This window comes from Flavobacterium agrisoli (assembly GCF_016522065.1).
Lineage (GTDB): Bacteria > Bacteroidota > Bacteroidia > Flavobacteriales > Flavobacteriaceae > Flavobacterium > Flavobacterium agrisoli.
This window is the reverse complement of the sequence record NZ_JAEHFV010000002.1, coordinates 346,446-370,298: the sequence shown is the minus strand read 5'-3', so window position 1 is coordinate 370,298 and position 23,853 is coordinate 346,446. Positions and strand designations below refer to the sequence as shown.

The 23,853-nt window shown below is 35.7% G+C and carries 16 protein-coding genes; 13 read left to right on the top strand and 3 right to left on the bottom strand.

The window, feature by feature from the left end; translation table 11 throughout:
- The first annotated feature begins 199 nt into the window (after positions 1 to 199).
- The gene (locus I5M07_RS06630; RefSeq protein ID WP_200105433.1) at positions 200 to 1,474 is read left to right on the top strand and encodes a Y-family DNA polymerase; all 1,275 of its coding nucleotides are present in this window, start codon (positions 200 to 202) and stop codon (positions 1,472 to 1,474) included.
- On the top strand, positions 1,465 to 1,905 hold the full coding sequence (locus I5M07_RS06625; protein ID WP_200105432.1) for a LexA family protein: 441 nt from the start codon (positions 1,465 to 1,467) through the stop codon (positions 1,903 to 1,905). Before I5M07_RS06630 ends, I5M07_RS06625 begins: the two co-directional genes overlap by 10 nt.
- Positions 1,906 to 1,954: 49 nt before the next feature.
- Here I5M07_RS06625 and I5M07_RS06620 read toward each other — a convergent pair whose 3' ends face one another.
- Together I5M07_RS06620 and I5M07_RS06615 are read right to left on the bottom strand one after the other, a co-directional pair.
- Positions 1,955 to 3,640 carry a sodium/sugar symporter gene (locus tag I5M07_RS06620; protein WP_200105431.1) on the bottom strand — a complete coding sequence of 562 codons (1,686 nt, stop codon included), beginning with the start codon at positions 3,638 to 3,640 and terminating at the stop codon, positions 1,955 to 1,957.
- 297 nt (positions 3,641 to 3,937) lie between these two features.
- Positions 3,938 to 6,289 carry a glycoside hydrolase family 2 protein gene (locus I5M07_RS06615; protein WP_200105430.1) on the bottom strand — a complete coding sequence of 784 codons (2,352 nt, stop codon included), beginning with the start codon at positions 6,287 to 6,289 and terminating at the stop codon, positions 3,938 to 3,940.
- Between the two features lie 124 nt (positions 6,290 to 6,413).
- Here I5M07_RS06615 and I5M07_RS06610 point away from each other — a divergent pair, with 124 nt between their 5' ends.
- A complete protein-coding gene (locus I5M07_RS06610) occupies positions 6,414 to 7,412 on the top strand; it encodes a GntR family transcriptional regulator (protein WP_200105429.1) in 999 nt (332 codons plus the stop codon).
- 36 nt (positions 7,413 to 7,448) lie between these two features.
- Here the strand turns inward: I5M07_RS06610 and I5M07_RS06605 are convergent, their stop codons facing one another.
- A complete protein-coding gene (locus I5M07_RS06605; RefSeq protein WP_200105428.1) occupies positions 7,449 to 8,138 on the bottom strand; it encodes an NUDIX hydrolase in 690 nt (229 codons plus the stop codon).
- A gap of 422 nt (positions 8,139 to 8,560) precedes the next feature.
- Here I5M07_RS06605 and I5M07_RS06600 point away from each other — a divergent pair, with 422 nt between their 5' ends.
- From I5M07_RS06600 to araA, 10 genes are all read left to right on the top strand, one after another.
- Entirely contained in the window at positions 8,561 to 10,108 is a 1,548-nt protein-coding gene (locus I5M07_RS06600; RefSeq protein ID WP_200105427.1) for an alpha-N-arabinofuranosidase, read from the top strand.
- Positions 10,109 to 10,118: 10 nt separating this feature from the next.
- Positions 10,119 to 11,090 carry a glycoside hydrolase family 43 protein gene (locus tag I5M07_RS06595; RefSeq protein ID WP_200105426.1) on the top strand — a complete coding sequence of 324 codons (972 nt, stop codon included), beginning with the start codon at positions 10,119 to 10,121 and terminating at the stop codon, positions 11,088 to 11,090.
- Positions 11,091 to 11,144: 54 nt separating this feature from the next.
- The gene (locus I5M07_RS06590) at positions 11,145 to 13,469 is read left to right on the top strand and encodes a glycoside hydrolase family 127 protein (RefSeq protein ID WP_200105425.1); all 2,325 of its coding nucleotides are present in this window, start codon (positions 11,145 to 11,147) and stop codon (positions 13,467 to 13,469) included.
- Positions 13,470 to 13,477: 8 nt separating this feature from the next.
- Positions 13,478 to 14,458, top strand: coding sequence for an arabinan endo-1,5-alpha-L-arabinosidase (locus tag I5M07_RS06585; protein WP_200105424.1), 981 nt, complete (start codon positions 13,478 to 13,480; stop codon positions 14,456 to 14,458).
- Between the two features lie 38 nt (positions 14,459 to 14,496).
- The gene (locus I5M07_RS06580) at positions 14,497 to 16,440 is read left to right on the top strand and encodes a glycoside hydrolase family 97 protein (RefSeq protein WP_200105423.1); all 1,944 of its coding nucleotides are present in this window, start codon (positions 14,497 to 14,499) and stop codon (positions 16,438 to 16,440) included.
- Between the two features lie 76 nt (positions 16,441 to 16,516).
- The gene (locus I5M07_RS06575; RefSeq protein ID WP_200105422.1) at positions 16,517 to 17,635 is read left to right on the top strand and encodes a glycoside hydrolase family 43 protein; all 1,119 of its coding nucleotides are present in this window, start codon (positions 16,517 to 16,519) and stop codon (positions 17,633 to 17,635) included.
- 45 nt (positions 17,636 to 17,680) lie between these two features.
- A complete protein-coding gene (locus I5M07_RS06570; protein WP_200105421.1) occupies positions 17,681 to 19,663 on the top strand; it encodes an alpha-L-arabinofuranosidase C-terminal domain-containing protein in 1,983 nt (660 codons plus the stop codon).
- 185 nt (positions 19,664 to 19,848) lie between these two features.
- Positions 19,849 to 21,519 (top strand): ribulokinase, encoded by a 1,671-nt coding sequence (locus I5M07_RS06565; protein WP_200105420.1) that lies wholly within the window; start codon positions 19,849 to 19,851, stop codon positions 21,517 to 21,519.
- A gap of 4 nt (positions 21,520 to 21,523) precedes the next feature.
- Positions 21,524 to 22,225 carry an L-ribulose-5-phosphate 4-epimerase gene (locus I5M07_RS06560; protein WP_200105419.1) on the top strand — a complete coding sequence of 234 codons (702 nt, stop codon included), beginning with the start codon at positions 21,524 to 21,526 and terminating at the stop codon, positions 22,223 to 22,225.
- Positions 22,226 to 22,313: 88 nt separating this feature from the next.
- Positions 22,314 to 23,822 carry an L-arabinose isomerase gene (gene araA / locus I5M07_RS06555; RefSeq protein WP_200105418.1) on the top strand — a complete coding sequence of 503 codons (1,509 nt, stop codon included), beginning with the start codon at positions 22,314 to 22,316 and terminating at the stop codon, positions 23,820 to 23,822.
- Positions 23,823 to 23,853: the final 31 nt, after the last annotated feature.

Genomic DNA, 23,853 nt, shown 5'->3' with positions numbered 1-23,853 from the left:
GGTTGGGTTAAGGTTTTCAAATGTATCTTTTTTTCGAATATGTTTTGAATTTCAGAAAAAAATCACGCTTAATTATTTTGAATTGAGAATGAGTTCCGAATCCACCGGCTGCTTATGATATGGAAAAGCGTTTTTATTTACCGCCAAAAATTAACTATTGATTCCGAAAGGCTATTCGGCTATTTTGTAATTTTGCAAGATGTATGCTTTAGTCGATTGTAATAATTTTTATGCCTCCTGCGAACGTGTTTTCCAACCGGAATTCAACGGGAAACCAGTTGCGATATTATCCAACAACGATGGTTGCGTTATTTCGAGAAGCGAAGAAGCCAAAGCTGTTGGAGTTCCGATGGGAGCGCCGATATTCAAGATTAGGGATTTGGTACGAGAAAAAAACGTTACCATATTTTCCTCTAATTATCCGTTGTATGGCGATTTGAGTAATCGGGTAATGGCTATTTTGGGTCAATTTACACCTAATGTCGAAATTTACAGCATAGACGAAGCTTTCTCGAATTTTGACGGACTTTCCGTTTCCGATTATCACGATTACGGAATCCAGATGAAATCCAGAATTCAGAAATGGGTAGGAATTCCGGTTTGTATTGGCTTTGCCGAAACCAAAGCGTTGTCTAAAGTAGCCAATAAAATTGCTAAAAAATTTCTCGAAAGAACAAAAGGCGTGTATGTTATTGATACGGAAGAAAAACGCATCAAGGCTTTAAAATGGACGAAAATTGAAGATGTTTGGGGCATTGGTTACCACACTATAAAAAAAGTAAAACTTCGTAATATTCATACCGCGCTCGATTTTATTCAGCCGCAACACGAAGCTTGGATAAAACGGGAAATGGGTGTTATCGGACTGCGGTTAAAATACGAGCTTGAAGGAAAGTCGGTTTTGGATTTAGAGCCGGTTTCGGAGCAAAAAAAGAGCATTGCCACTACAAGAAGTTTTCCGAAGCAAATTTCCGATTTTGATTCGTTGCGGGAACGTGTGGCTACTTTTGCTGCCGTTTGTGCCGAAAAATTACGCAAACAAAAATCCTGTTGCCATACTATAATTGTCCTGCTGGTGATAGATAAACATACCATTACTACGCCCAAATATTATTTTAATCGAGCTGTGACATTGCCTTATGCAAGCAACTCGACCTTGACTATTTCGAATGCCGCAATCGAAATATTAAAGACAATATACCAAGAAAATCAAGGAATAAAGTTTAAAAAAGCAGGCGTTGTGGTAACCGATTTAATTGATGAGGATAAAAAACAATTTCAATTATTTGAAGAAGAAAATCCAAAACACCTTGCTTTGATGAAAGTCATGGATCAACTCAATACCAAAATAGGAGATCGAAAAGTAAAACTGGCCACGCAGGATTTGGAACGGACTTGGAATATGAAACAGAATTTTTTATCGTCTAAATATACGACCGATTTTAGAAAATTACTTGAAGTAAAATGTCTGTAAAAAAAGAACAAAAATTAGATTTTTTTCAGCCCGATTTCGAAAGTGAAATTCGGATTCCTTACATAAAAGAAGGTGTTTCGGCCGGATTTCCGTCGCCGGCTGCCGATTTTATGGAAAACAGTATCGATTTGAATAAAGAATTAACCGAAAATCCGCTGGCTACTTTTTATGTTCGAGTGAAAGGCAATTCGATGATTGATGCCGGAATAAACGATAAAGATGTTTTGGTCGTGGATCGTAGTTTGGAACCACAAAATAACAAAATCGCCATTTGTTTTGTAGATGGCGAATTTACCGTAAAACGAATTCAGGTTGAACAGGACTGCTTGTATTTACTGCCCGAAAATCCAAATTATACTCCAATAAAAGTTACCGAAGAAAACCAATTTATTATTTGGGGAATGGTAACCTATGTCATAAAAAAAATCTGAAACCAAACGAATTTAGTTTCAGATTCTTTTAAATTGAAAATACTATTTTTTACCAGAATTTTACGTAAAGACCAGCAATTGCTAATAAGGTAATTACAATCATTACCATCGTTTGTGGTTTTACTTTGAACATTTCCGAATCCAATTCAAATGCTTTAGGGTTTACTTTTGGCCCAGTTAAACTAATCAATACCATAGTTAAAGTGGTAAAGAAGAATGACAATCCCATGCAAATGTGGAACGGAATTTCGAAACCACCTTTTCCGTTTGGATAAGCGGTATAAATTAACGTTTCGTTTCCGAATAAAGCAGGTGCATATTCATTGAATAAAACCGATAACAAGAAACCTAAGATTACACCAACAATTGCGGCTGTTCCTGTAGTTCTTTTCCAGAACATACCCAACACGAACATAGCAAAAACTCCAGGACTAATAAATCCGGTGTACTTTTGGATGTAAGTAAATCCTCCTGTACCGCCAATTCCGAGTACATCGTTCCAAGTAAATAAAACGGCTAACAGCATCGCTCCAAAAACGGCAATACGACCAATGTTTACTTGTTGTTTTTCGCTTGCATTTTTTTGAATGTATTTTTTATGAACATCTAAGGTATAAATCGTAGAAATGGAGTTTACTTTACTCGCCAAAGAAGCTACAATTGCCGCTGTTAAAGCCGCTACCGAAAGTCCTTTGAAACCAGTAGGCAAGAACGTTAAAATAGCTGAATAAGCACCATCTTTACCACCTACTAATTGAGGTAATTGTCCTTCTTTGTACAATACAAATGCAGCAATACCAGGCAACATTACAATTAAAGGCATCAATAATTTTAAGAAACCGGCAAATAAAATTCCCGTACGAGCGGTTTGCAAATCGGCACCCAAAGCTCTTTGTGTGATGTATTGGTTACAACCCCAGTAGTTCAAGTTGATGATCCAGATACCTGCAGCATAGGATAATAAACCTGGAAAAGTAAGGTATTTGTCAATTTCCAATTGAGTAGAAGTTGGTGTCGGTCTTGGAATAATCATTTTGAAGTGCTCAGGCGCTTGTTCCATCAATACGTTGAAACCAGCAATAGCATTTTCGCCTACTCCAAAAGCTTTTCCAACAGTGGTAAGTGCAATATAAGAGGTCACCAAACCACCGATAATTAATACAGCAACCTGAATAACATCGGTATACGCTACTACTTTCATTCCACCTAAAGAGATGAATAAGGCAAAAATGGATAAACACACCATGATAATATGCAAATAACCACCGCCAGCTAATCCATCAATGGCAACCGCACCTAAATATAAAATCGAAGTTAAGTTCACAAACACATACAAAAACAACCAAAATACAGCCATAATTAAAGCAGTAGATTCGTTATAACGCATTTTTAAAAATTGCGGCATGGTATAAATTTTGTTTTTAAGATATACCGGGATAAACCATACGGCTACAATGATCAAAGCTACAGCAGCCAACCATTCATAAGCGGCAACTGCAATTCCTAAAAAGAAGCCTTCACCACTCATTCCGATGAATTGCTCTGCCGAAATATTCGAAGCAATAAGTGAGGCTCCAATTGCCCACCAAGTTAGATTTCCTTCGGCTAAGAAATAGCCTTTGGCATCTTGTTCTTCTTTTTTACGTTTGCGAAAAACACTGTAGCCGTAGGATGCGACTACAATAAAGTAGACAATAAAAATCGCATAATCTGCGAAAGCTAAATTTTGACTCATTTGATTTTAATTTTTTTGATTGGTTATTTAGGTTATTTTCTCGAATTATTCTGCGCCTCACTTGCAATAAATAATTAGAAATGTTTTTATTCGCTGTTTTTTTTGTCAATTTCTGAAAGCCAAATATAAATAATTTTATTTTTAAAAAAATTTTAAATGTGATTTTTACATTTTTTAATTTGCTGTTTCCGTTTTTGAATTGTGTTATTTGTAACGATTTGTTAAATCGATGCTGCAAATTACAATACATTGTTTAACTAAGGGGGGATTTTTGTATAATTCGCATCCTATCAATTGTTAATTTTTAGTAATTAAAAGAATATCACTTGTTAATCCTTCACCACTTGCTCTGATTTTAATGGTTTTTTTATTGTTTTCAGTTTTTAATAGTACCGTTGCAATGCCTGCTTCTGCTTTTACTGGGTTTTCGCCAATCAGTTTGGCATTTCCTTCTATTAATTCAAATTGAATTTTGTCTGTTGTATTCGGAATCACCGTACCATTGGTGTCGGTTATTTTAGCATATACAAAAACCATATCCGGATTGGAAGGATTGATAACTTGACCAGATAGGTCATAAGTTAACTTTATTTGAGTCGGTTTTTGTGGAGTGGTTACGGCAAAGTCGGTTACTTTTTTGCCTTTAATTAATCCTTCGGCTCGCAAGGTTCCTGCTTTAAATGCATCGAGCTGAAAAATAAAAGGAGGATGGGTTAAGTTATTGCTATTGGCATCTACAAAAGGTTTTTGTTTTCCAAATACTTTATCATTTAAATAAAGGATAACTTCATCGCAATTACTAAAGACCGTTATTTTTAAAGTCGATTCGGGCGTCCAATAATTGGCGATGTACACCATTGGTCCCGATTGTAAAGGTTTATTTAAAACAATATCGGCATCGCGTTGACTTTGATAGAAAAAATGAGCGAATTTCGGAATTCTAAAAATATCCGAAATACCCGAGCTTTCTAAATCGGAACTGTATCCTCGGTTGTAATCAAACATAAGCCAATTGGCCTCGCCAATCGTGTTTTTTCCTTTTCTGTTGGAGTTAGAAGCTTCCTGAAAATTATAAGCTTGTTGCAACAAACGTTTTTCGCCATCGGCACGTAATTGTCGAGAGGTACGTTCGTTTTCTTTTAAATCGGCAAAATCGGTTTGGTTAAAGCCAGCATTTTGCGCATAATATTCCCAATCGCCATATTCGGCAATAAAAATTTTGCGATTTCCTTTTTTGTAGTTGTTCCAATAATGAGGCGCTTTGCCGTGTTGTCGTGCCGGTATGAACAAATCGTAATTAGCATTATCAAGCCAACAAGCGGTATAATTGTGGTCAAAAGGCAATTCTTCTTTAATGATTTGTGTGGCTTTTTCCATAAAGGCGTTACTCATTCGCGTTTCGTTTAGCGAGGCTTCCCAAAAGATGATACTGGGATGGTTTCGGTCACGGCGGGCCATATCACGTAAATCTTGATAGGCGTTTTGCTGAAAAGTCTCGTTGCCAAAAAACTGCCAGCCCGTTAAGCTGTTCATGACTAAAATTCCGAGTGAATCGCAGGCACTTAAAAAAGCTTCGGCATGTGGATAGTGTGACATTCGAACAAAATCAAAACCAGCATTTTTTATTTTCACAGCGTCGCGAAATTGCGCTTCATCCGAAAGGGCATAACCCAAATAGGGATATTCTTGGTGTTGGTTGGTGCCGCTTATAAATAGTTTTTCGTCATTCAAATAATAACCGTCTTCTTTTAGTTCCGATTTTCGAATTCCGATTTTTTCAAACTGCGAATCGGTTACTTTGTTATCGGTTAACACCTGCACTTCCAATTCGTACAAATGCGGATTATGAATTGACCATAAATGCGGATTTTGTATGACTATTTTTTGGGTAAAAGCGGTGTCGGAATTAGTTTTTAATATGAATTCTTCCGATTTATAATTTGTTTTATTTCCGTATTTATCTTTCAAAATAAATTGTAAAGAGGTCTTTTTATCCGAAGGAAATTCGTTTTTCAAGTGTACCTGAATAGTTCCCGAAGCTTCCTTTTTCGTAGCGTTTTCAAAATTCACATAAAGACCTCCGCTGGCCATTTTGTTGGCGGCAACAGCATCGGTAATGTATAATTTTGAAGTGGTAATCAAGTGCACATTTCGGTAAATTCCGCCGTAATAATTAAAATCCAAATCCTTAAGTGGTTTTCCAGGTAAAAAATTGGGATTGTCTTCGTTGTTGACTTTTACTTTAACCGTTGCTTTTTTATTTTGATTTAAAAACGGAGTTAAATCTATTGTAAAAGGCAAATAACCACCTTGATGCCGTACTAATTTGCTGTCGTTAATCCATACTTCGGCTTGTTGCATTACTCCTTCAAAATACAAAAAGGCTTTTTCGTGTTTTGATAACTTTTTCGAAAAGGTTTTTTGATACCAACAATTGCCTTGAAATTGATTGTTTACGACTAAAGGTTCAATTTTAGCAGTATGCGGTATGGAAATTTTTTCCCAATTCGAGCTGTTGTTTTTCTCTCTTTTAAATTCCCAATCCGATCCAAAATTTGTTTTAGTTCGGCTTTGTGCTTGGCTTTGTTGTGCCGCCAAAAGGAGTAATAAAATCAAGAGTAATGGAAAATATTTTAGGAGTATTTTCATGTAATTCGATATGATGAAATAAACAAAGCAATAAGACAAAAATCAAAAATAACGAAACAGTTTAATTAACCATACTAGTACCTACCAGTTTTTTTGTAGCTTGCATTCAAAAAGGCTTTGGATTATGAAATACATAGTGGTTCAGGACAACCAAGGAATTCCGAAATACAAACAAATTATTCATTCGATTGAAAAAGCGGTTTCGGAAGAAAAATTGAAAAAAGATGAAAAATTGCCCTCGGTTAACAAAATATGTTTGGCGTATTCCTTGTCACGCGATACTGTTTTGCAAGCTTATGACGAACTCAAAAAAAGAGGTATTGTATATGCTATTCCGGGTAAAGGCTACTATATAAAAAGTACGGACATTGCCGTAAAACAACGCATTTTTTTACTTTTTGAAGAACTCAATTCGTTTAAAGAGGATTTGTACACGGCGTTTTTAGATGAGGTTGGCGATCATGTAGAAGTTGATATTTATTTTCATCATTTCAATCCAACTGTTTTTCAAAAACTCGTTCAGGATGCGCAGGGTAATTACACGAAATACATTATAATGCCAACCAATTTGACCAATGCCGCAGCGGTTATTAAAACCCTACCGGCTAATGAAGTGTATATTCTGGATCAGACCAATTCGGATTTAAACCAATATCCTGCGGTTTTTCAAAATCATAAAAAAGATATTTATGAAGGGTTAACAGCCGGAAAGTTTAAAATTGATAAATATGAAAAACTAATTTTAATTTTTCCCGGTTTCCGAGAACCTTTGGGTATGAAAGATGGTTTTGTGAATTTTTGCAAAGATTTTTCGTTTGAGTATGAAGTGCTTGCCGAATTCAAAAACCGCAACATTGCCAAAGGCGAAGTCTATGTTATACCGAATGATCGTGATTTGGTAGCGGTTATCGAAAAAGCGAAACAACAAAAGTTAATTTTGGGTTCTGATTACGGAATTATATCCTACAACGAAACGCCTTTGAAAAAAGTGGTTGAAAACGGAATTACCACCATTTCGACCGATTTTCAAGCAATGGGACGCCTTTTGGCTCAGATGATTTTGAAAGGGAAAAAGCAACAAATGGCTAATAAATTTTCGTTGCTTTTACGAAATTCTTTGTAATATTTTTTTGTTTTGAATTTAAGGTGAAAAGCATCATTACAAATTCAAAACAAAATTGTTAAGCAATTTATCTTCGTATTTATCTTTGTCAAATTTGTACAAATAAGAGCCTTTTCGAGATGACTGCATGTCTTTTTCATCTAATTTTATTAAAATATCAAGCGAATTGATTTTACTGATAAAGTTACGTTTGTCTAATTCTTTGCTCAAAATTGCTTCGTATAATTCTAACAATTGACGCATAGTGAATTTTTCAGGCAATAATTCAAATCCAATTGGTTTTATAGAGGTACGGTAACGCAAACGGCTAATGGCAAAACGCAACATTTGATTGTGGTCAAAAATCAAATTAGGAGCTTCCGACACGCTAAACCATTGCGCATGGTAATTTTTAATTAATTCGGCATTGTGATTTTCGATATTAATTAAGGCGTAATATGAAACCGAAATGGTTCGTTCTACAGGATCACGGTCAATTTCGCTATACGAATGCAGTTGTTCCATATAAATATCATGTAGCCCAGTATAAGTATTCAATATCCGAATGGCAGCGCTGTTCAAATCTTCTTCTTTTCGTAAAAAACCACCAATTAGTGACCACTTTCCCTTTTCTGGTTCAAAATCCCTTTTAATAAGTAAGATTTTTAAACCGTCTTTATCGAATCCAAAAATGATACAATCAACGGCCAATAAAACTTTATCTACAGCACTGTATTGGTTAAGCATATTTTACAATTTTGAAGTAAATATATAAACTTCAACTTTTTAATCATAATATGTTAATGTATTTTGTACACTTAATTTTATTGTCGCTTTATTTTATTCGTTTTCTGAAAATTGTTATAAATAGATTTCCTTTCAAAAAGTTTTAATTGTGAGGTTTTTCAAAGGGAATAAAACTTCTTAAACTTATTTTTGATAGTAATCTCTTTAGTTATCTTATCTATTATTTATAAGTTTAACGTTTAAATTATTTAAAACGTTTTTTTAAAGTGTATTTTTTACGCAATTGATTGTTTGATGCCTATTTTAAATTATATTTACAAATGTAAAAAGAACACTTGTGGTGTTTTATATACAAATGGTTACAGTTTTTTTGATAAGGTTATGAGTTATAAATTCTATTAGATTAAACTAAAAAGAAAATCATGAAAAAAACAATTGCAATAGCAACATTAGTATTACTGGCGAGTCAATCGCTTTTTGCACAAAAAGACAAAACAGTGGTGAGTTTAAAAACCGATGAAAATGCGCCCATAATCAGTAAAAATATCTACGGACATTTTGCAGAACATTTAGGGCGCTGTATTTACGGTGGATTTTTTGTGGGAGATACTTCTAAAATTCCAAACACCAATGGCGTACGAAATGATGTTGTGATGGCATTAAAAGAGTTGAAAATTCCAAATTTAAGATGGCCGGGTGGTTGTTTTGCAGATACCTATCATTGGAAAGACGGTATCGGACCTCAAGAGCAAAGACCAACAATCGTAAACAAATGGTGGGGAGGTGTTACCGAAGATAATAGTTTTGGAACGCATGATTTTTTAAATATGTGCGAATTGTTAGAAACCGAGCCATATTTGTCTGGGAATGTTGGGAGCGGAACGGTTCAAGAATTGGCTGATTGGGTACAATACACCAATTTTTCAGGTAAAAGTCCGATGAGTGATTTGCGTGTAAAAAACGGTCGTAAAGAACCTTGGAAAGTAAAATTTTGGGGAATTGGTAATGAAGCTTGGGGTTGCGGAGGTAATATGATGGCAGAATACTACGCCAATGAGTACCGTAAATATGCGACATTCATGTCGGATTGGGAAAATACAGGTGGTATAACGCGTATTGCGTCCGGAGCCAACAGTGGTGATTATCACTGGACCGAAATTTTAATGAAAAATATTCCGCTTAATATGTTAGGAGGAGTAGGAGTTCACCATTATGCAGTAATTGACTGGAAGAAAAAAGGAGACGGCAGAACATTTACCGAAGAAGAATATTTTAAAACCATGCAATCGGCTCTAAAAATGGAAGAGTTGGTTACCAAACATGTTGAAATTATGGATAAATACGATCCAAAGAAAAAAGTTGCCATGATTGTAGACGAGTGGGGAGCTTGGTATGAAGTAGAGCCTGGAACCAATCCTGGATTTTTATATCAGCAAAATACGATGCGTGATGCAGTATTAGCAGGAGCTACTTTAAATATTTTTAATAATCATGCTGATAGAGTAAAAATGGCCAATTTAGCGCAATGTATTAACGTATTACAAGCGGTCATTTTAACCGATAAAACCAAAATGATTTTGACGCCTACTTATCACGTAATGAAAATGTATGCGGTTCACCAAGATGCGCAATTAATTCCAGTAAATTTCACCTCGCCTAAATATACGGTTGGAAATGAAAATTTACCGGCCATTTCGGTATCGGCTTCAAAAGACAAAAACAATGCAGTTCATATTTCAACAGTAAACATAGATGCTTCCAAATCGCATACGATCGAGGTAGACCTAGCGGATTTCAAACTAAAAAATATTACCGGATCCATTTTAACATCTTCTAAATTACAAGACCACAACACTTTTGAAAATCCATCAAAAATTACAACCAAAGCATTCAAAGGTTTTGAAAACAAAAAAGGAAAATTGGCCATCACCATTCCTCCTTTCTCGGTTGTAGTTTTAGAAGGAAAATAAATATAGTGTTATGAAGAAATCAATCCTTCAGTTTAGCTTAACATTAGTTGTTTTAACCGTCAATTTACAGGCTCAGACTAATAAAACTGTTGAGGTAAAACAAAATAACCCAATAATTACAGATAAATACACGGCAGATCCTGGTGCTTTGGTTTATAAAGACAAAGTCTATATTTATGCAGGTCATGATCAGGCGCCAAATGATGTCAATTCATATCGAATGAACGAATGGCTGGTATATTCTTCTTCAGATATGAAAACCTGGAAAGAACATCCGATTCCGTTAAAACCAACCGATTTTTCTTGGGCAAAAGGTGACGCCTGGGCAAGTCAGGTAATAGAAAAAAACGGAAAGTTTTATTGGTTTGTAACCGTTACCCACAACGAAAGTATACATGGGAAAGCCATTGGTGTTGCCGTTGCCGATAATCCGCTTGGCCCTTTCAAAGATGCTATCGGAAAAGCGTTAATCACCAACGATATGACTACGCAAACCAAAATCAGCTGGGATGATATTGACCCAACGGTTTATATTGATGATGATGGGAAAGCTTATTTATACTGGGGAAATACCGTATGCAAATACATAAAATTAAAAGATAACATGATCGAAATGGATGGCGAAATTCAAACAGTCGATTTGCCAAAATTTACCGAAGCGCCTTGGATTCACAAACGTAAAGACTGGTACTATTTATCGTATGCTTATGATTTTCCTGAAAAAATTGCCTATGCAATGAGTAAATCTATTACCGGACCTTGGGAATTCAAAGGGATTTTAAACGAAGTAGCCGGAAACAGTAATACCAATCATCAGGCGATAATTGAATTTAAAGGGCAATGGTATTTTGTGTATCACAACGGATCTATTCCAACACATGGAGGAAGTTTTCGTCGTTCCGTTTGTGTTGACAAACTATTTTATAACAAAGACGGCACTATGAAACGTATTGTGATGACAACAGAAGGAATAGCGAATTAAATATCCTACACGCGCATAATCCAAAATATATTTTCCAAAACATAATTCTTAGGCATGTATTCTCGCTCTGTAAAAGTGACTTTTAAAACACTGTTCCATTCAACTCAAAAAACACTTTTTTTAGTTGTAGCATTATCATTTTCATTTTCTTCAATCGCTCAGATGAAGGAATTTAAGCTACAAGAAGTACGATTAACAAGCGGACCTTTTAAGAATGCGCAGGATGTTGACTTAAAATATATTTTAGCCTTAAATACAGATCGATTATTAGCACCTTATTTAATTTCGGCCGGACTTCCTACCAAAGCAGACCGATATGGAAATTGGGAAAATATTGGACTGGATGGACACATTGGCGGACATTATTTATCGGCATTGGCCATGATGTACGCATCGACTGGAAATGTAGAAATCAAGACTCGTTTAGATTACATGCTTTCAGAATTGGCTCTTTGTCAGGATAAAGACGGAACGGGTTATGTTGGAGGAATTCCCGAAGGAAAAGTTTTTTGGGATCGTATTCATAAAGGCGACATCGACGGAAGTGGCTTTGGATTAAACAATACTTGGGTTCCCATTTATAATATTCACAAACTTTTTGCTGGTTTGATTGATGCGTATAATTATACCGGAAATCAAAAAGCAAAAGACATTGTTGTAAAATTAGGCGATTGGTTTATCGAATTAATCAAACCGCTTTCGGAGGAACAAATTCAACAAATTCTAAAAACTGAACATGGCGGTATCAACGAATCTTTTGCCGATTTATATCTAATTACAAAAGACAAAAAATACCTGGAAACAGCTGAAAAGCTTTCGCAAAAAGCCATTTTGGAGCCGTTACTCAATCATGAAGATAAGTTAACCGGATTACATGCCAATACGCAAATTCCAAAAGTGCTTGGTTTTGAAAAAATTGCCACTTTATCCGATAACAAAACATGGTCTGATGCTGCGCAATTTTTCTGGAAAAATGTTACCGAAAAAAGAAGTGTGGCTTTTGGAGGAAATAGCGTAGCCGAACATTTTCACCCGACTGATGATTTTAGCGGAATGCTGAAATCCAATCAAGGGCCAGAAACCTGCAACTCCTACAATATGGAGCGTTTGAGTAAAGCACTTTACTTAGACAAAAACGATGTGAGCTATCTGGATTTTTACGAGCGTACCTTATACAATCATATACTTTCGAGCCAAGAACCTAACAAAGGAGGTTTTGTTTATTTCACACCTATCAGACCGAATCATTACCGCGTGTATTCGCAACCAGAAACCAGTATGTGGTGCTGTGTGGGAACTGGACTTGAAAATCATTCCAAATACGGAGAGTTGATTTACAGCCATTCGCAAAATGATATTTATGTGAATCTTTTTATTCCATCAACTTTAAATTGGGAAGAACAAGGAATAGCATTGGAACAAATCACAAAGTTCCCTTATGAAAACAACAGCGAAATAGTTTTGAAACTTAAAAAAAACAAAATCTTTGCTGTAAATATTCGTGTTCCGAAGTGGGCTGAAAATTTTGAAATTTTAGTCAATGGGCAGTTGCAAAAAACCGAAGCCAAACCAAACAGTTATGCAAGTCTGAATCGCAAATGGAAATCGGGAGACAAAATAAAGGTGAGATTCAAAAAATCAACACATTTAGAAAATTTACCAGATGGTTCCAATTGGGTTGCTTTTGTGAATGGGCCAATTGTTTTGGCAGCCAAAACATCTACCGAAAATTTAGACGGACTTTTTGCCGATGACAGCCGAATGGGACATGTGGCAAGCGGAAAATATATTCCTTTGGATAAAGCGTATGCTTTGGTGGGCGAAAAAGGAAGTTATCTTTCTAAATTGAAGGACTTAGGAAACACGCGTTTTCAATTGGATTCTTTACAGTTAGAACCTTTTTTCGAAGTGCATGATGCCCGTTATCAAATGTATTTTCAAACTTTTACAAAAGAAGAATACAAAGAAAAACAAGCTTTGTTAAAGCAACAAGAAATAGAAGCGATGGCTATTGAAGCCAAAACGGTTGATAAAATAAACTGCGGAGAGCAACAACCCGAAGTGGATCATCATTACAAAGGCGAAAAAAGCGATTCTGGTTATGATGATGGGCTTTTCTGGAGAAACACTCGCTCTTATATTTCCTATCAATTGGTTAATAAAAATAAGGAAGGAAAAATTATCGAAATCAGTTTTTTAGGCAATTATAAATTGGATAATCTTGAGGTTTTAATCAATGAAAAACCAGTAGAAATTATTTCAGCAACTGATAAATTAATTCGTTTCAATGTGCATAAAGATGAAATTTTTACTTTAAAAATAAAATCAAAAGACGGTCGTCCAACGGCAAAATTGCATCAAATACGAATTGTAAAATAAAACGAAGAATGAAAGTATATTCGAAATTAAACTCATTTTTAATGTTTCTGATTCTTTCCATAGGATTACAAACATTCGCACAAGATATAACTGTGCATGATCCTGTTATGATTAAACAAAAAGACAATTACTATCTTTATTGCACAGGAATGGGGATCAGTGTTTTTAGTTCAAAAGATTTAAAAACATGGAATAAAGAGCCACAGGTTTTTACCGAAAAACCCGTTTGGGCTGATGGTGTAGCGGCTAATTTCAAGAACCATATTTGGGCACCGGATATTACATTGCACAAGGGTACTTATTATTTATATTACTCGGTTTCGGCTTTCGCCAAAAATACTTCGGCGATTGGAGTTACCACCAATACAACTTTAGACTCAAAAGATAAAAATTACAAATGGGTCGATCAGGGAATTGTCATTCAATCTATTCCGAATCGAGACCTTTGGAATGCCATTGACCCAAATTTGACCTTTGACGAAAACAACACACCTTGGTTGGCTTTCGGTTCGTTTTGGGAAGGACTCAAAATGGTCAAATTAAATTCAGATTTAAAATCCATAGCCCAACCGCAAGAATGGCACACGATTGCCAAACGTAAACGAACTTTTGAATTAAAAGACAATGACCCCGGAGATGCGGCTCTCGAAGCTCCTTTCATCTTCAAAAAAAATGGTTACTACTACCAATTCCTTTCTTGGGACTTATGTTGCCGAGGAAAAGAAAGCACCTATAAAGTAGTAGTAGGTCGCTCTAAAAATGTTACGGGTCCGTATGTCGATAAAGACGGAAAACCTTTAAACGAAGGTGGAGGAACATTGCTCATTCAAGGAGACAAAGATTGGTTTGGAGCCGGGCATAACAGCACTTACACTTTTGACGGGAAAGATTATATCATTTACCATGCGTATAGCTCCAAACAAAACGGACGTCCTGTTTTACAAATCAAAGAATTACAATGGGATGCTGATTTGTGGCCGACCTTGTAAGGCATAATTATAATTTTAAAAAAAGATTGATACAAAAAATGAATAATTTAATAAAGAATACCTTATTGTTTTTTCTACTTCCAATCTTAACGATAGGACAAATAAAATCGGTTACCTCTCAAGATGGTAAATTACTATTGAATTTTTATATAGATCAGGGGATTCCTTCATATTCTGTAGAATATAATAAAAAAGTATTGGTCGAAAAATCTCCTTTGGGACTTGTAACCAATCACGGAGATTTTTCAAAAGGAATGACATTTCAATCTGCTAAAGAAAACACTATTGATGAAAAATATGAATTGGAAAAAATAAAAGTTTCTTCTGTTCATTATCAAGCAAAAGAAATTATTTTGACTTTGATGAATGAGAAAAAACAGCATATCGATTTTATTTTCAGAGTCAATAATAATGATGTTGCCTTCAAATATTCATTGCCACAGGAAGATGAAACAGCTTGTTGTGTGGTTGAAAAAGAGATTTCAGCATTTAATTTTCCTCAAAACACGACCACTTTTTTAACCCCACAAGCAACTCCGATGATTGGTTGGATGCGAACTAAACCAAGTTATGAGGAAGAATATGTGGCTGATGAACCTGTAGGGACTCCATCAAAATACGGTGAAGGATATACTTTTCCAGCACTTTTTCATGTAGCAAATAATGGTTGGGCGCTGGTTTCAGAAACTGGTGTTAATAGTTCTTATTGCGGATCTCATTTGAGCGATGGAATCAAAGACGGAGTTTACTCAATCGCTTTTCCTAACCCAAAAGAAAATAACGGCAATGGTACTGCACAACCTGCTATGAGCCTTCCGGGAGAAACGCCTTGGCGTACGATAACAGTTGGAGATAACCTCAAACCAATAGTAGAAACCACAGTACCTTTTGATCTTGTAAAACCACTTTATGAACCTTCACAAAAATATAAGTATGGGCGAAGCACTTGGAGCTGGATTATGTGGCAGGATAATAGTATCAATTACGAAGATCAGGTTAAATACATCGACCTAGCTTCAACAATGGGGTACGAATATGTTTTGATAGACGGACTTTGGGATAAGCAAATAGGTCAAGACCGCTTACCAGACTTATTCAAATATGCACAATCTAAAGGTGTGGATGTTTTTCTGTGGTATAATTCAAATGGATATTCAAATGATGCGCCACAAGGTGCAAAATACCGTATGAACAATTCAATAGCCAGAAAGAAAGAAATGAAATGGCTAAAAAGTCACGGAGTTAAAGGCTTGAAAGTTGATTTTTTTGGAGGCGATAAACAAGAAACAATCAAACTTTACGAAGATATTTTATCAGATGCCAATGAATATGGTTTGATGATAATATTTCACGGTTGTACCCTACCAAGAGGATGGGAAAAAATGTACCCAAACTATGTTAGTAGCGAGGCAGTTTTAGCATCCGAGAATTTGATTTTCACACAACACGCAAACGATAATGAAGCATATAATGCTTCATTGCATCCTTTTATCAGGAATGCAGTCGGCTCTATGGAATTTGGTCCAGTTTTGCTAAATAAAAGACATAATAAAACAAATGACGGCGGACAAACGAGAAAGACAGGAGATGTATTTCAATTAGCTACGTCAGTCTTATTCCAAAGTTCGGTTCAAATGTTTGCCATTGCTCCAAACAATCTGCAGGATGCACCTTCATTTGCAATAGACTTTATGAAAAATGTGCCTACTACTTGGGACGAAACACGTTTTATAGAAGGTTACCCTGGAAAATACTGCCTATTGGCCAGAAGACATAATGACAAGTGGTATGTGGTTGGAATAAATGCTACGAAAGAACCTTTAAAATTAAAAGTGAATTTACCAATGCTAGCCGGTAAAGACGCTTCCTATTACTCCGATGAAAAAGGAAATAAACCCGAAATGAAGAATATAAAAATCAATAAAAATGGGGAAGTTTCTTTGACAATTCAACCAAACGGAGGAGTGATTTTATTGAATTAATTTAAATCAAAAAAAAGATAGCCTTAAAAAGTTTACTGTATAAAACTAAAATTTAAACTTAAAAAAATACAAAATAATGAAACCAAATTTAATCACAAAAATAGCCCTTTCTGCCGTTGTTTTGGCAAGTGTTGTTTCTTGTTCTGATAAAAAAGAACAAAAAGAAACATCTAAAGAGGAAGTTGCTACTATCGCAAACACAAAAGGTTCTAACAAACCGATTGTGCTGCAAAGAGCAGATCCGTTTATCTATAAACATACAGATGGGTATTATTATTTTACAGGATCTGTACCAACTTATGATGCGATCGAAATTAGACGTGCAAAAACGATTGCTGAATTACAAAATGCAGCACCTTTTAGAGTATGGGAAAAACACGCTAGTGGACCAATGAGCCGTCACGTTTGGGCTCCAGAAATTCATTATTTAGATGGAAAATGGTATGTGTATTTTGCGGCAAGTAAAGAAGATGATATTTGGAGATTACGACCTTATGTTTTGGAGTGCTCCGGTCAAGATCCTCTAAAAGATAAGTGGAAAGAATTAGGACAAATGCAAGCTGCTGATAACGACCCAAAAAGTTTTACTGATTTTTCGCTAGACGGAACTGTATTTGAACATAAAGGCAAACGTTATTTTTGTTGGGCAGAAAAAACAGGCGGACAATTCGCAGCGTCTAATTTGTATTTAGCCGAAATGGAATCGCCTATCAAATTAAAAACCGTTCAGTTCATGCTCACTACTCCGGATTATGATTGGGAGCGCATTGGTTTTTGGGTAAATGAAGGGCCAGCATTCATTAAAAACAAAGGAAAAATTTACATCACTTTTTCGGCAAGTGCTACAGGAGCTTGCTATGCTATGGGTATGATGGAAGCAGACGAAAATGCGGATTTATTAGATAGAAATTCCTGGAAAAAATCGAGAAATCCAGTTTTAAAAACGAACGCATCAAAAGGTATTTACGGACCTGGTCATAACTCTTTCACAGTGGATGAAAACGGAGATCCATTAATGATTTACCATGCAAGGGATTATGAAAATGCGGTTGGAGATGCAAAAGTGGTACCCGCGACTGATAAGAGACCGTTAAAAGAGATTGTGGCTGACCCGTTATACGATCCTAATCGTCATGCAAGAATGATGAAAGTAAAATTTGATAAAGAAGACAAACCATTGTTTGAATTTTATTAATCAGGAAAGTGCAAGAGTCTGTGAAGAATGGAAAGAAATTATAAAATGAAATCAAATTTAATTACAAAAATTACCCTTTGCGGTCTTTTACTAAACGGTTTATCAGTACTCGCACAAACCAATCTTGAAGTAAATACCGCACAAACCATTGCCAAAATTCAGCCAACAATGTACGGTGTCTTTTTCGAAGATATCAACTTTGCTGCCGATGGTGGTTTGTATGCTGAAATGGTAAAAAATCGTTCTTTCGAATTTGCCTCTCCACTTATGGGTTGGTGGCAACCCAATAGTAAAAATCATTCTTTAAATCAGGAATCTGGTATTGCCACGCCAATGCGAACTTCTGGAAACGCAAACAACTCTGATTTTTGTAGAATTATAATTAATAATGACAAAGGATACCAAATCGTTAATGAAGGATTTCGTGGAATGGGAGTTATAAAAGATGCCAAATACAATCTTTCCTTAAAAGCAGCCAACCACAATAATGGCATCAAAAAGATTATTATTCAATTTATTACTAAAGACAAAAAAGTTTTAGGCGAAACAACTATAGTTCCAACAGATACGAATTGGAAACAATATTCTTCTCAAATCATTGCTACTGAAACCGAAGCGAAAGCACAACTGAGAATCACTTTTGAAGGAACTGGAACGATCGATTTGGATATGATTTCATTGTTCCCAGAAGAGACTTGGAACAATAGGAAAAATGGTTTACGTAAGGATTTGGTACAATTATTATACGATTTAAAACCTGGATTTTTACGATTCCCAGGCGGTTGTATCGTTGAAGGAAGAACATTGGAAAACAGATACCAATGGAAAAAAACGGTTGGCGCTGTAGAAGATCGAGAAACCATGATTAACCGTTGGAATACCGAATTCAAACATAAAGATGCACCCGATTATTTTCAATCTTTTGGTTTAGGTTTTTTTGAATATTTCCAATTGTCAGAAGATATAGGTGCAGAACCGCTCCCGATTTTAAGTTGTGGAATTGCTTGTCAATACAATACAGGCGAATTAGTTCCTATGGAAGAACTAGATCCTTATGTACAAGATGCTTTGGATTTAATTGAATTTGCCAATGGAGCAGTTACTTCAAAATGGGGGAAATTGCGTTCTGATATGGGACATCCAAAACCATTTAACCTAAAATTTATTGGGGTTGGAAATGAACAATGGGGACCACAGTATATTGAGCGATACAAAGTTTTTGCAGAAGCGATAAAAGCAAAATATCCAAATATGATTATAGTATCAGGTTCGGGACCTTCGCCTGACGGAGCTTTTTTCGATTATGGAATGCAAGAACTTAAAAAGTTAAATGCTGAAATTGTTGATGAGCATTATTATAAAAATCCTGAGTGGTTCAAAGAAAACGCAACGAGATACGATAACTACGACAGGAAAGGGCCAAAGGTTTTTGCAGGTGAATATGCCGCGCATCCTAAAGGTGTAGAAGATGGAATGAAAGAAAATAACTGGTTATCAGCAGTGTCTGAAGCCGCATTTATGACTGGTTTAGAACGCAATGCAGATGTGGTTCATTTAACTTCTTATGCACCCTTGATGGCTCATGTTGATGCTTTTCAGTGGGCTCCCGATATGATTTGGTTTGATAATATACATTCTTTTGGTACAGCCAATTACTATGTTCAAAAGTTGTTTTCTACCAACAAAGGAACTGATGTTGTTGCCATTACAAAAGATGGAAAAGCCTTGACAGGTCAAAACGAGTTGTATGCCACTGCCGCAAAAGACATAGACAAAAAAGAATTAATTGTGAAACTTGTTAACACATCTGCGAAAGCGCAAGACGTTGCTCTTAACTTGTCTGGAAACGCCCTAGAATCTAAAGGTAAATTAATCCTTATGACACATTCCAATTTAGAAGATTACAATACTATTGCTGAACCTACCAAAATAATTCCAACTGAAAGTGAATACAAAATGAAAGGTAGAAAAGCAGTATTGAATTTGCCTGCTTACTCTGTTGCTATTTTAAAATTAAAAATAAAATAAAGTTATGGTTTTAGATATTTAATTGAAGAAACACATAATAATAACATTCAAGAATGATGAAAGTAAAATTTGATAATGATATGAAATCTTTGTTTGAATTTTATTAATTTAAAAAAGTGTAAAATAAACACTTATTAAAAAGAGAATATTATATTTGTAACCTAAAAAAGTAAAAGTCTTTTAAGATGAAAAATTATGTAATTGGCTTAGATTACGGAACGGATTCTGTTCGTGCTGTTTTGATAGATGCAGAAAATGGCCATGAAGTAGCATCAAACGTTCATTATTACCAAAGATGGAAAAACAAGCAATATTGCAATGCTGCCATCAATCAATTTCGTCAACACCCTTTGGATCACATCGAAGGACTTGAAAATACAATTAAAAACGTAGTGCAATCGGCAAATATTCCTGCGGAGCAAATCAAAAGTATTTGTATTGACACTACTGGTTCTTCTCCAATTCCTGTGGCAGCTGATGGAACGCCATTAGCATTAACTCCAGAATTTGCAGAGAATCCAAATGCCATGATGATTCTTTGGAAAGACCATACTTCTATTAACGAAGCCGATGAGATAAATAAATTAGCGGTTTCTTGGGGAGGCGAAGATTTCACTAAATACGAAGGTGGAATTTATTCGTCTGAATGGTTTTGGGCTAAAATTTTACATATCGCTCGTGAAGATGAGGCAGTGAAAAAAGCAGCACATACTTGGATGGAGCATTGTGATTTAATGACGTATTTGTTAGTTGCTGACAAAGATGTAAAATCATTCAAACGCTCACGTTGTGCAGCAGGCCATAAAGCAATGTGGCATGACGATTGGAACGGATTACCTCCAGTTGAATTTTTATCAAAATTAGATCCGTATTTAGCTGATTTAAGAGAAAACTTATTCGATGCAACATTCACATCTGATGAGGTTGCCGGAACTTTAAGTGAAGAATGGGCAACTCGTTTAGGCTTAACTACAGATACTATAATTGCAGTTGGAACTTTTGATGCGCACTCGGGAGCTGTGGGAGCAAAAGTGGATGAGCACACATTGGTTCGTGTAATGGGAACTTCTACTTGCGATATTATGATTGCTGATAAAGAAATCATCGGTTCAAATTGTGTTCGTGGAATTTGTGGACAAGTTGACGGCTCAGTAATTCCAAATTACATCGGATTAGAAGCTGGACAATCGGCTTTTGGTGATGTGTTGGCATGGTTTAAAGAAACGTTGAGCTGGCCTTTGGATAATTTGGTTTACAGTTCAAACCTTTTATCAGACGATCAAAAAATTAGATTAAAAGAAGAAGTTGAAAATAATTTCATTAAAACATTAACCCAACAAGCAGAAGCTATTCCGTTGTCAGAAAGTATTCCAACGGCTTTAGACTGGGTAAATGGACGCAGGACTCCAGATGCGAATCAAGGGTTAAAAGCGGCAATGACCAATTTATCTTTAGGAACAAAAGCACCACATATTTTTAAAGCTTTAATTAATGCGATTTGTTTCGGTTCTAAAAAAATTGTTGACCGTTTTGAAGAGGAAGGTGTTCGAATTGATACCGTAATCGGAATTGGTGGAGTAGCGCGCAAATCGCCTTTCATCATGCAAACGTTGGCTAATGTTTTAAATAAACCCATTAAAGTTGCGGCTTCAGATCAGGCACCAGCTTTAGGTGCGGCTATTTATGCAGCGGTAGCAGCTGGAATTTATCCAAATGTTATTGAAGCAAGTAAACATATGGGGAGTGATTTTGAAAGTGAATATCATCCAGAAGCGGATAAAGTGGCTGAATATGCTAAAGGAATGGCATCTTATAGTGCTTTATGTGAATTTGTAGAATCAATTACAAAAAAATAAAAACATGAGTTCTATTTATAAAAGTTTAAAAGAAGAATGTTACGAAGCCAATATGGAGCTGAATGCTTTGAATTTGGTGGTTTACACTTTTGGAAATGTTAGTGCGGTGGATAGAGCAAGAGGAACTTTTGCCATTAAACCGAGCGGTGTTCCTTATGAGATTTTAAAGCCGGAAGATATTGTTATTGTTGATTTTGATAACAATATTGTGGAAGGAACTAAACGTCCGTCGTCTGATACCAAAACCCATGCGTATTTATACAAGCATTGGGAAAATATTGGCGGAATAGCACATACACATGCAACCTATTCTGTGGCTTGGGCGCAATCGCAAAGAGATATTCCAATTTTCGGAACTACTCATGCCGATCATTTAACATCAGACATTCCTTGTGCTGCGCCAATGGAAGATAACTTAATTGAAGGGAATTACGAGCATAATACGGGTATTCAAATTTTAGATTGTTTTACAGAAAGAGGACTTTCTTACGAAGAAACCGAAATGGTTTTGTTAGGAAATCATGGTCCTTTTGCTTGGGGAAAAAATGCTGCTAAAGCCGTTTACAATTCTAAAGTTTTAGAGGTAGTTGCAGAAATGGCGTATTTGACTTTGCAAATCAATCCGAATGCACCAAGATTGAAAGATTCATTAATCAAAAAACATTATTTACGTAAACACGGAAAAGATTCGTATTACGGACAATAAAAAAGATTGCAGAATTAAGAAAATAGAATAGAGAGAATAGATTTTACTAAATCTTGAAAAACAATAAACGATAAAAAAATATACTAAAATGATAGATATTTCACAAAAAGAAGTTTGGTTTGTAGTAGGAAGCCAGGAATTATACGGACCGGAAACATTATTAAAAGTAGCAGAACATGCTGCAATTATGGGAAAAGCTTTTGATGAAGCTTCTCAAATTCCAGTAAAAATCGTTACTAAAGACACTTTAAAATCGCCTAAACAAGTTTTAGATTTATGTTTAGAGGCAAATTCTAATAAAAACTGTATCGGTATTATTACTTGGATGCACACTTTTTCTCCAGCAAAAATGTGGATTGGTGGTTTGACAATTTTAAACAAACCATTATGTCACTTACATACACAATACAATGCTGAAATTCCATGGTCTTCAATCGATATGGATTTCATGAACTTAAACCAATCAGCTCACGGAGATAGAGAATTTGGATTTATGGTATCTAGATTACGTAAAAAACGTAAAGTTATAGTTGGTCACTGGCAAGAAGAAAGAGTTTTAACAAAACTTGGAAACTGGACAAGAGTTGCTTTAGGTTGGAATGAATTGCAAAACTTAAAAGTAGCTCGTATTGGTGACAATATGCGTGAAGTTGCCGTTACTGAAGGTGATAAAGTTGAAGCGCAAGTGCGTTTCGGAATGTCTGTTAATGGATATGATTCTTCAGATGTTACTAAACATATCGAAAAAGTTACTGATAAACAATTGGCTGATTTATTAGCAGTTTATGAGTCTTCTTATAACTTAACACCACAACTTTTAGAAGGTGGTGCACAAAGAGATTCTTTAGTTGAAGCGGCTAAAATCGAATTAGGTTTGAGAGCTTTCTTAGAAGAAGGAGGATTTGGAGCCTTTACCGATACTTTTGAAAATCTTGGAGTTTGGAAACAATTGCCAGGAATCGCAACGCAACGTTTAATGGCAGATGGTTACGGTTTTGGTGGAGAAGGTGACTGGAAAACTGCGGCTATGGTTCGTGCTTTGAAAGTAATGAACATTGGTCTTGAAGGAGGAACTTCTTTCATGGAAGATTACACCTATCACTTTACACCTCAAAAATCATACGTTTTGGGTTCTCACATGTTGGAAATCTGTCCCTCTATTGCTGACGGAAAACCATCTTGCGAAGTACATCCATTAGGAATTGGAGGAAAAGAAGATCCAGCTCGTTTGGTATTCAACTCTCCAGCTGGTGATGCTATCAACGTTTCGTTGGTAGATATGGGAACTCGTTTCCGTTTAATCGTTAACGAAGTAACTGCTGTTAAACCAATGGCTGATTTACCAAAATTACCTGTAGCTCGTGTACTTTGGGATTGTAAACCAAACCTTGATGTAGCTGCTACTGCTTGGATTTTGGCTGGTGGAGCGCACCATACTGTTTACAGCCAAGCAATTACTACTGAGTTTATGGAAGATTTTGCTGATATTGCTGGAATTGAATTATTAGTTATTGACCAAAACACAACAATCCGTAATTTCAAAGATACTATCAATGCAAATGAAGCTTACTTTCATTTGTTTCAAACAAGATTGTAATTAATATATTTGTAATAAGGTGCCTTTTAGA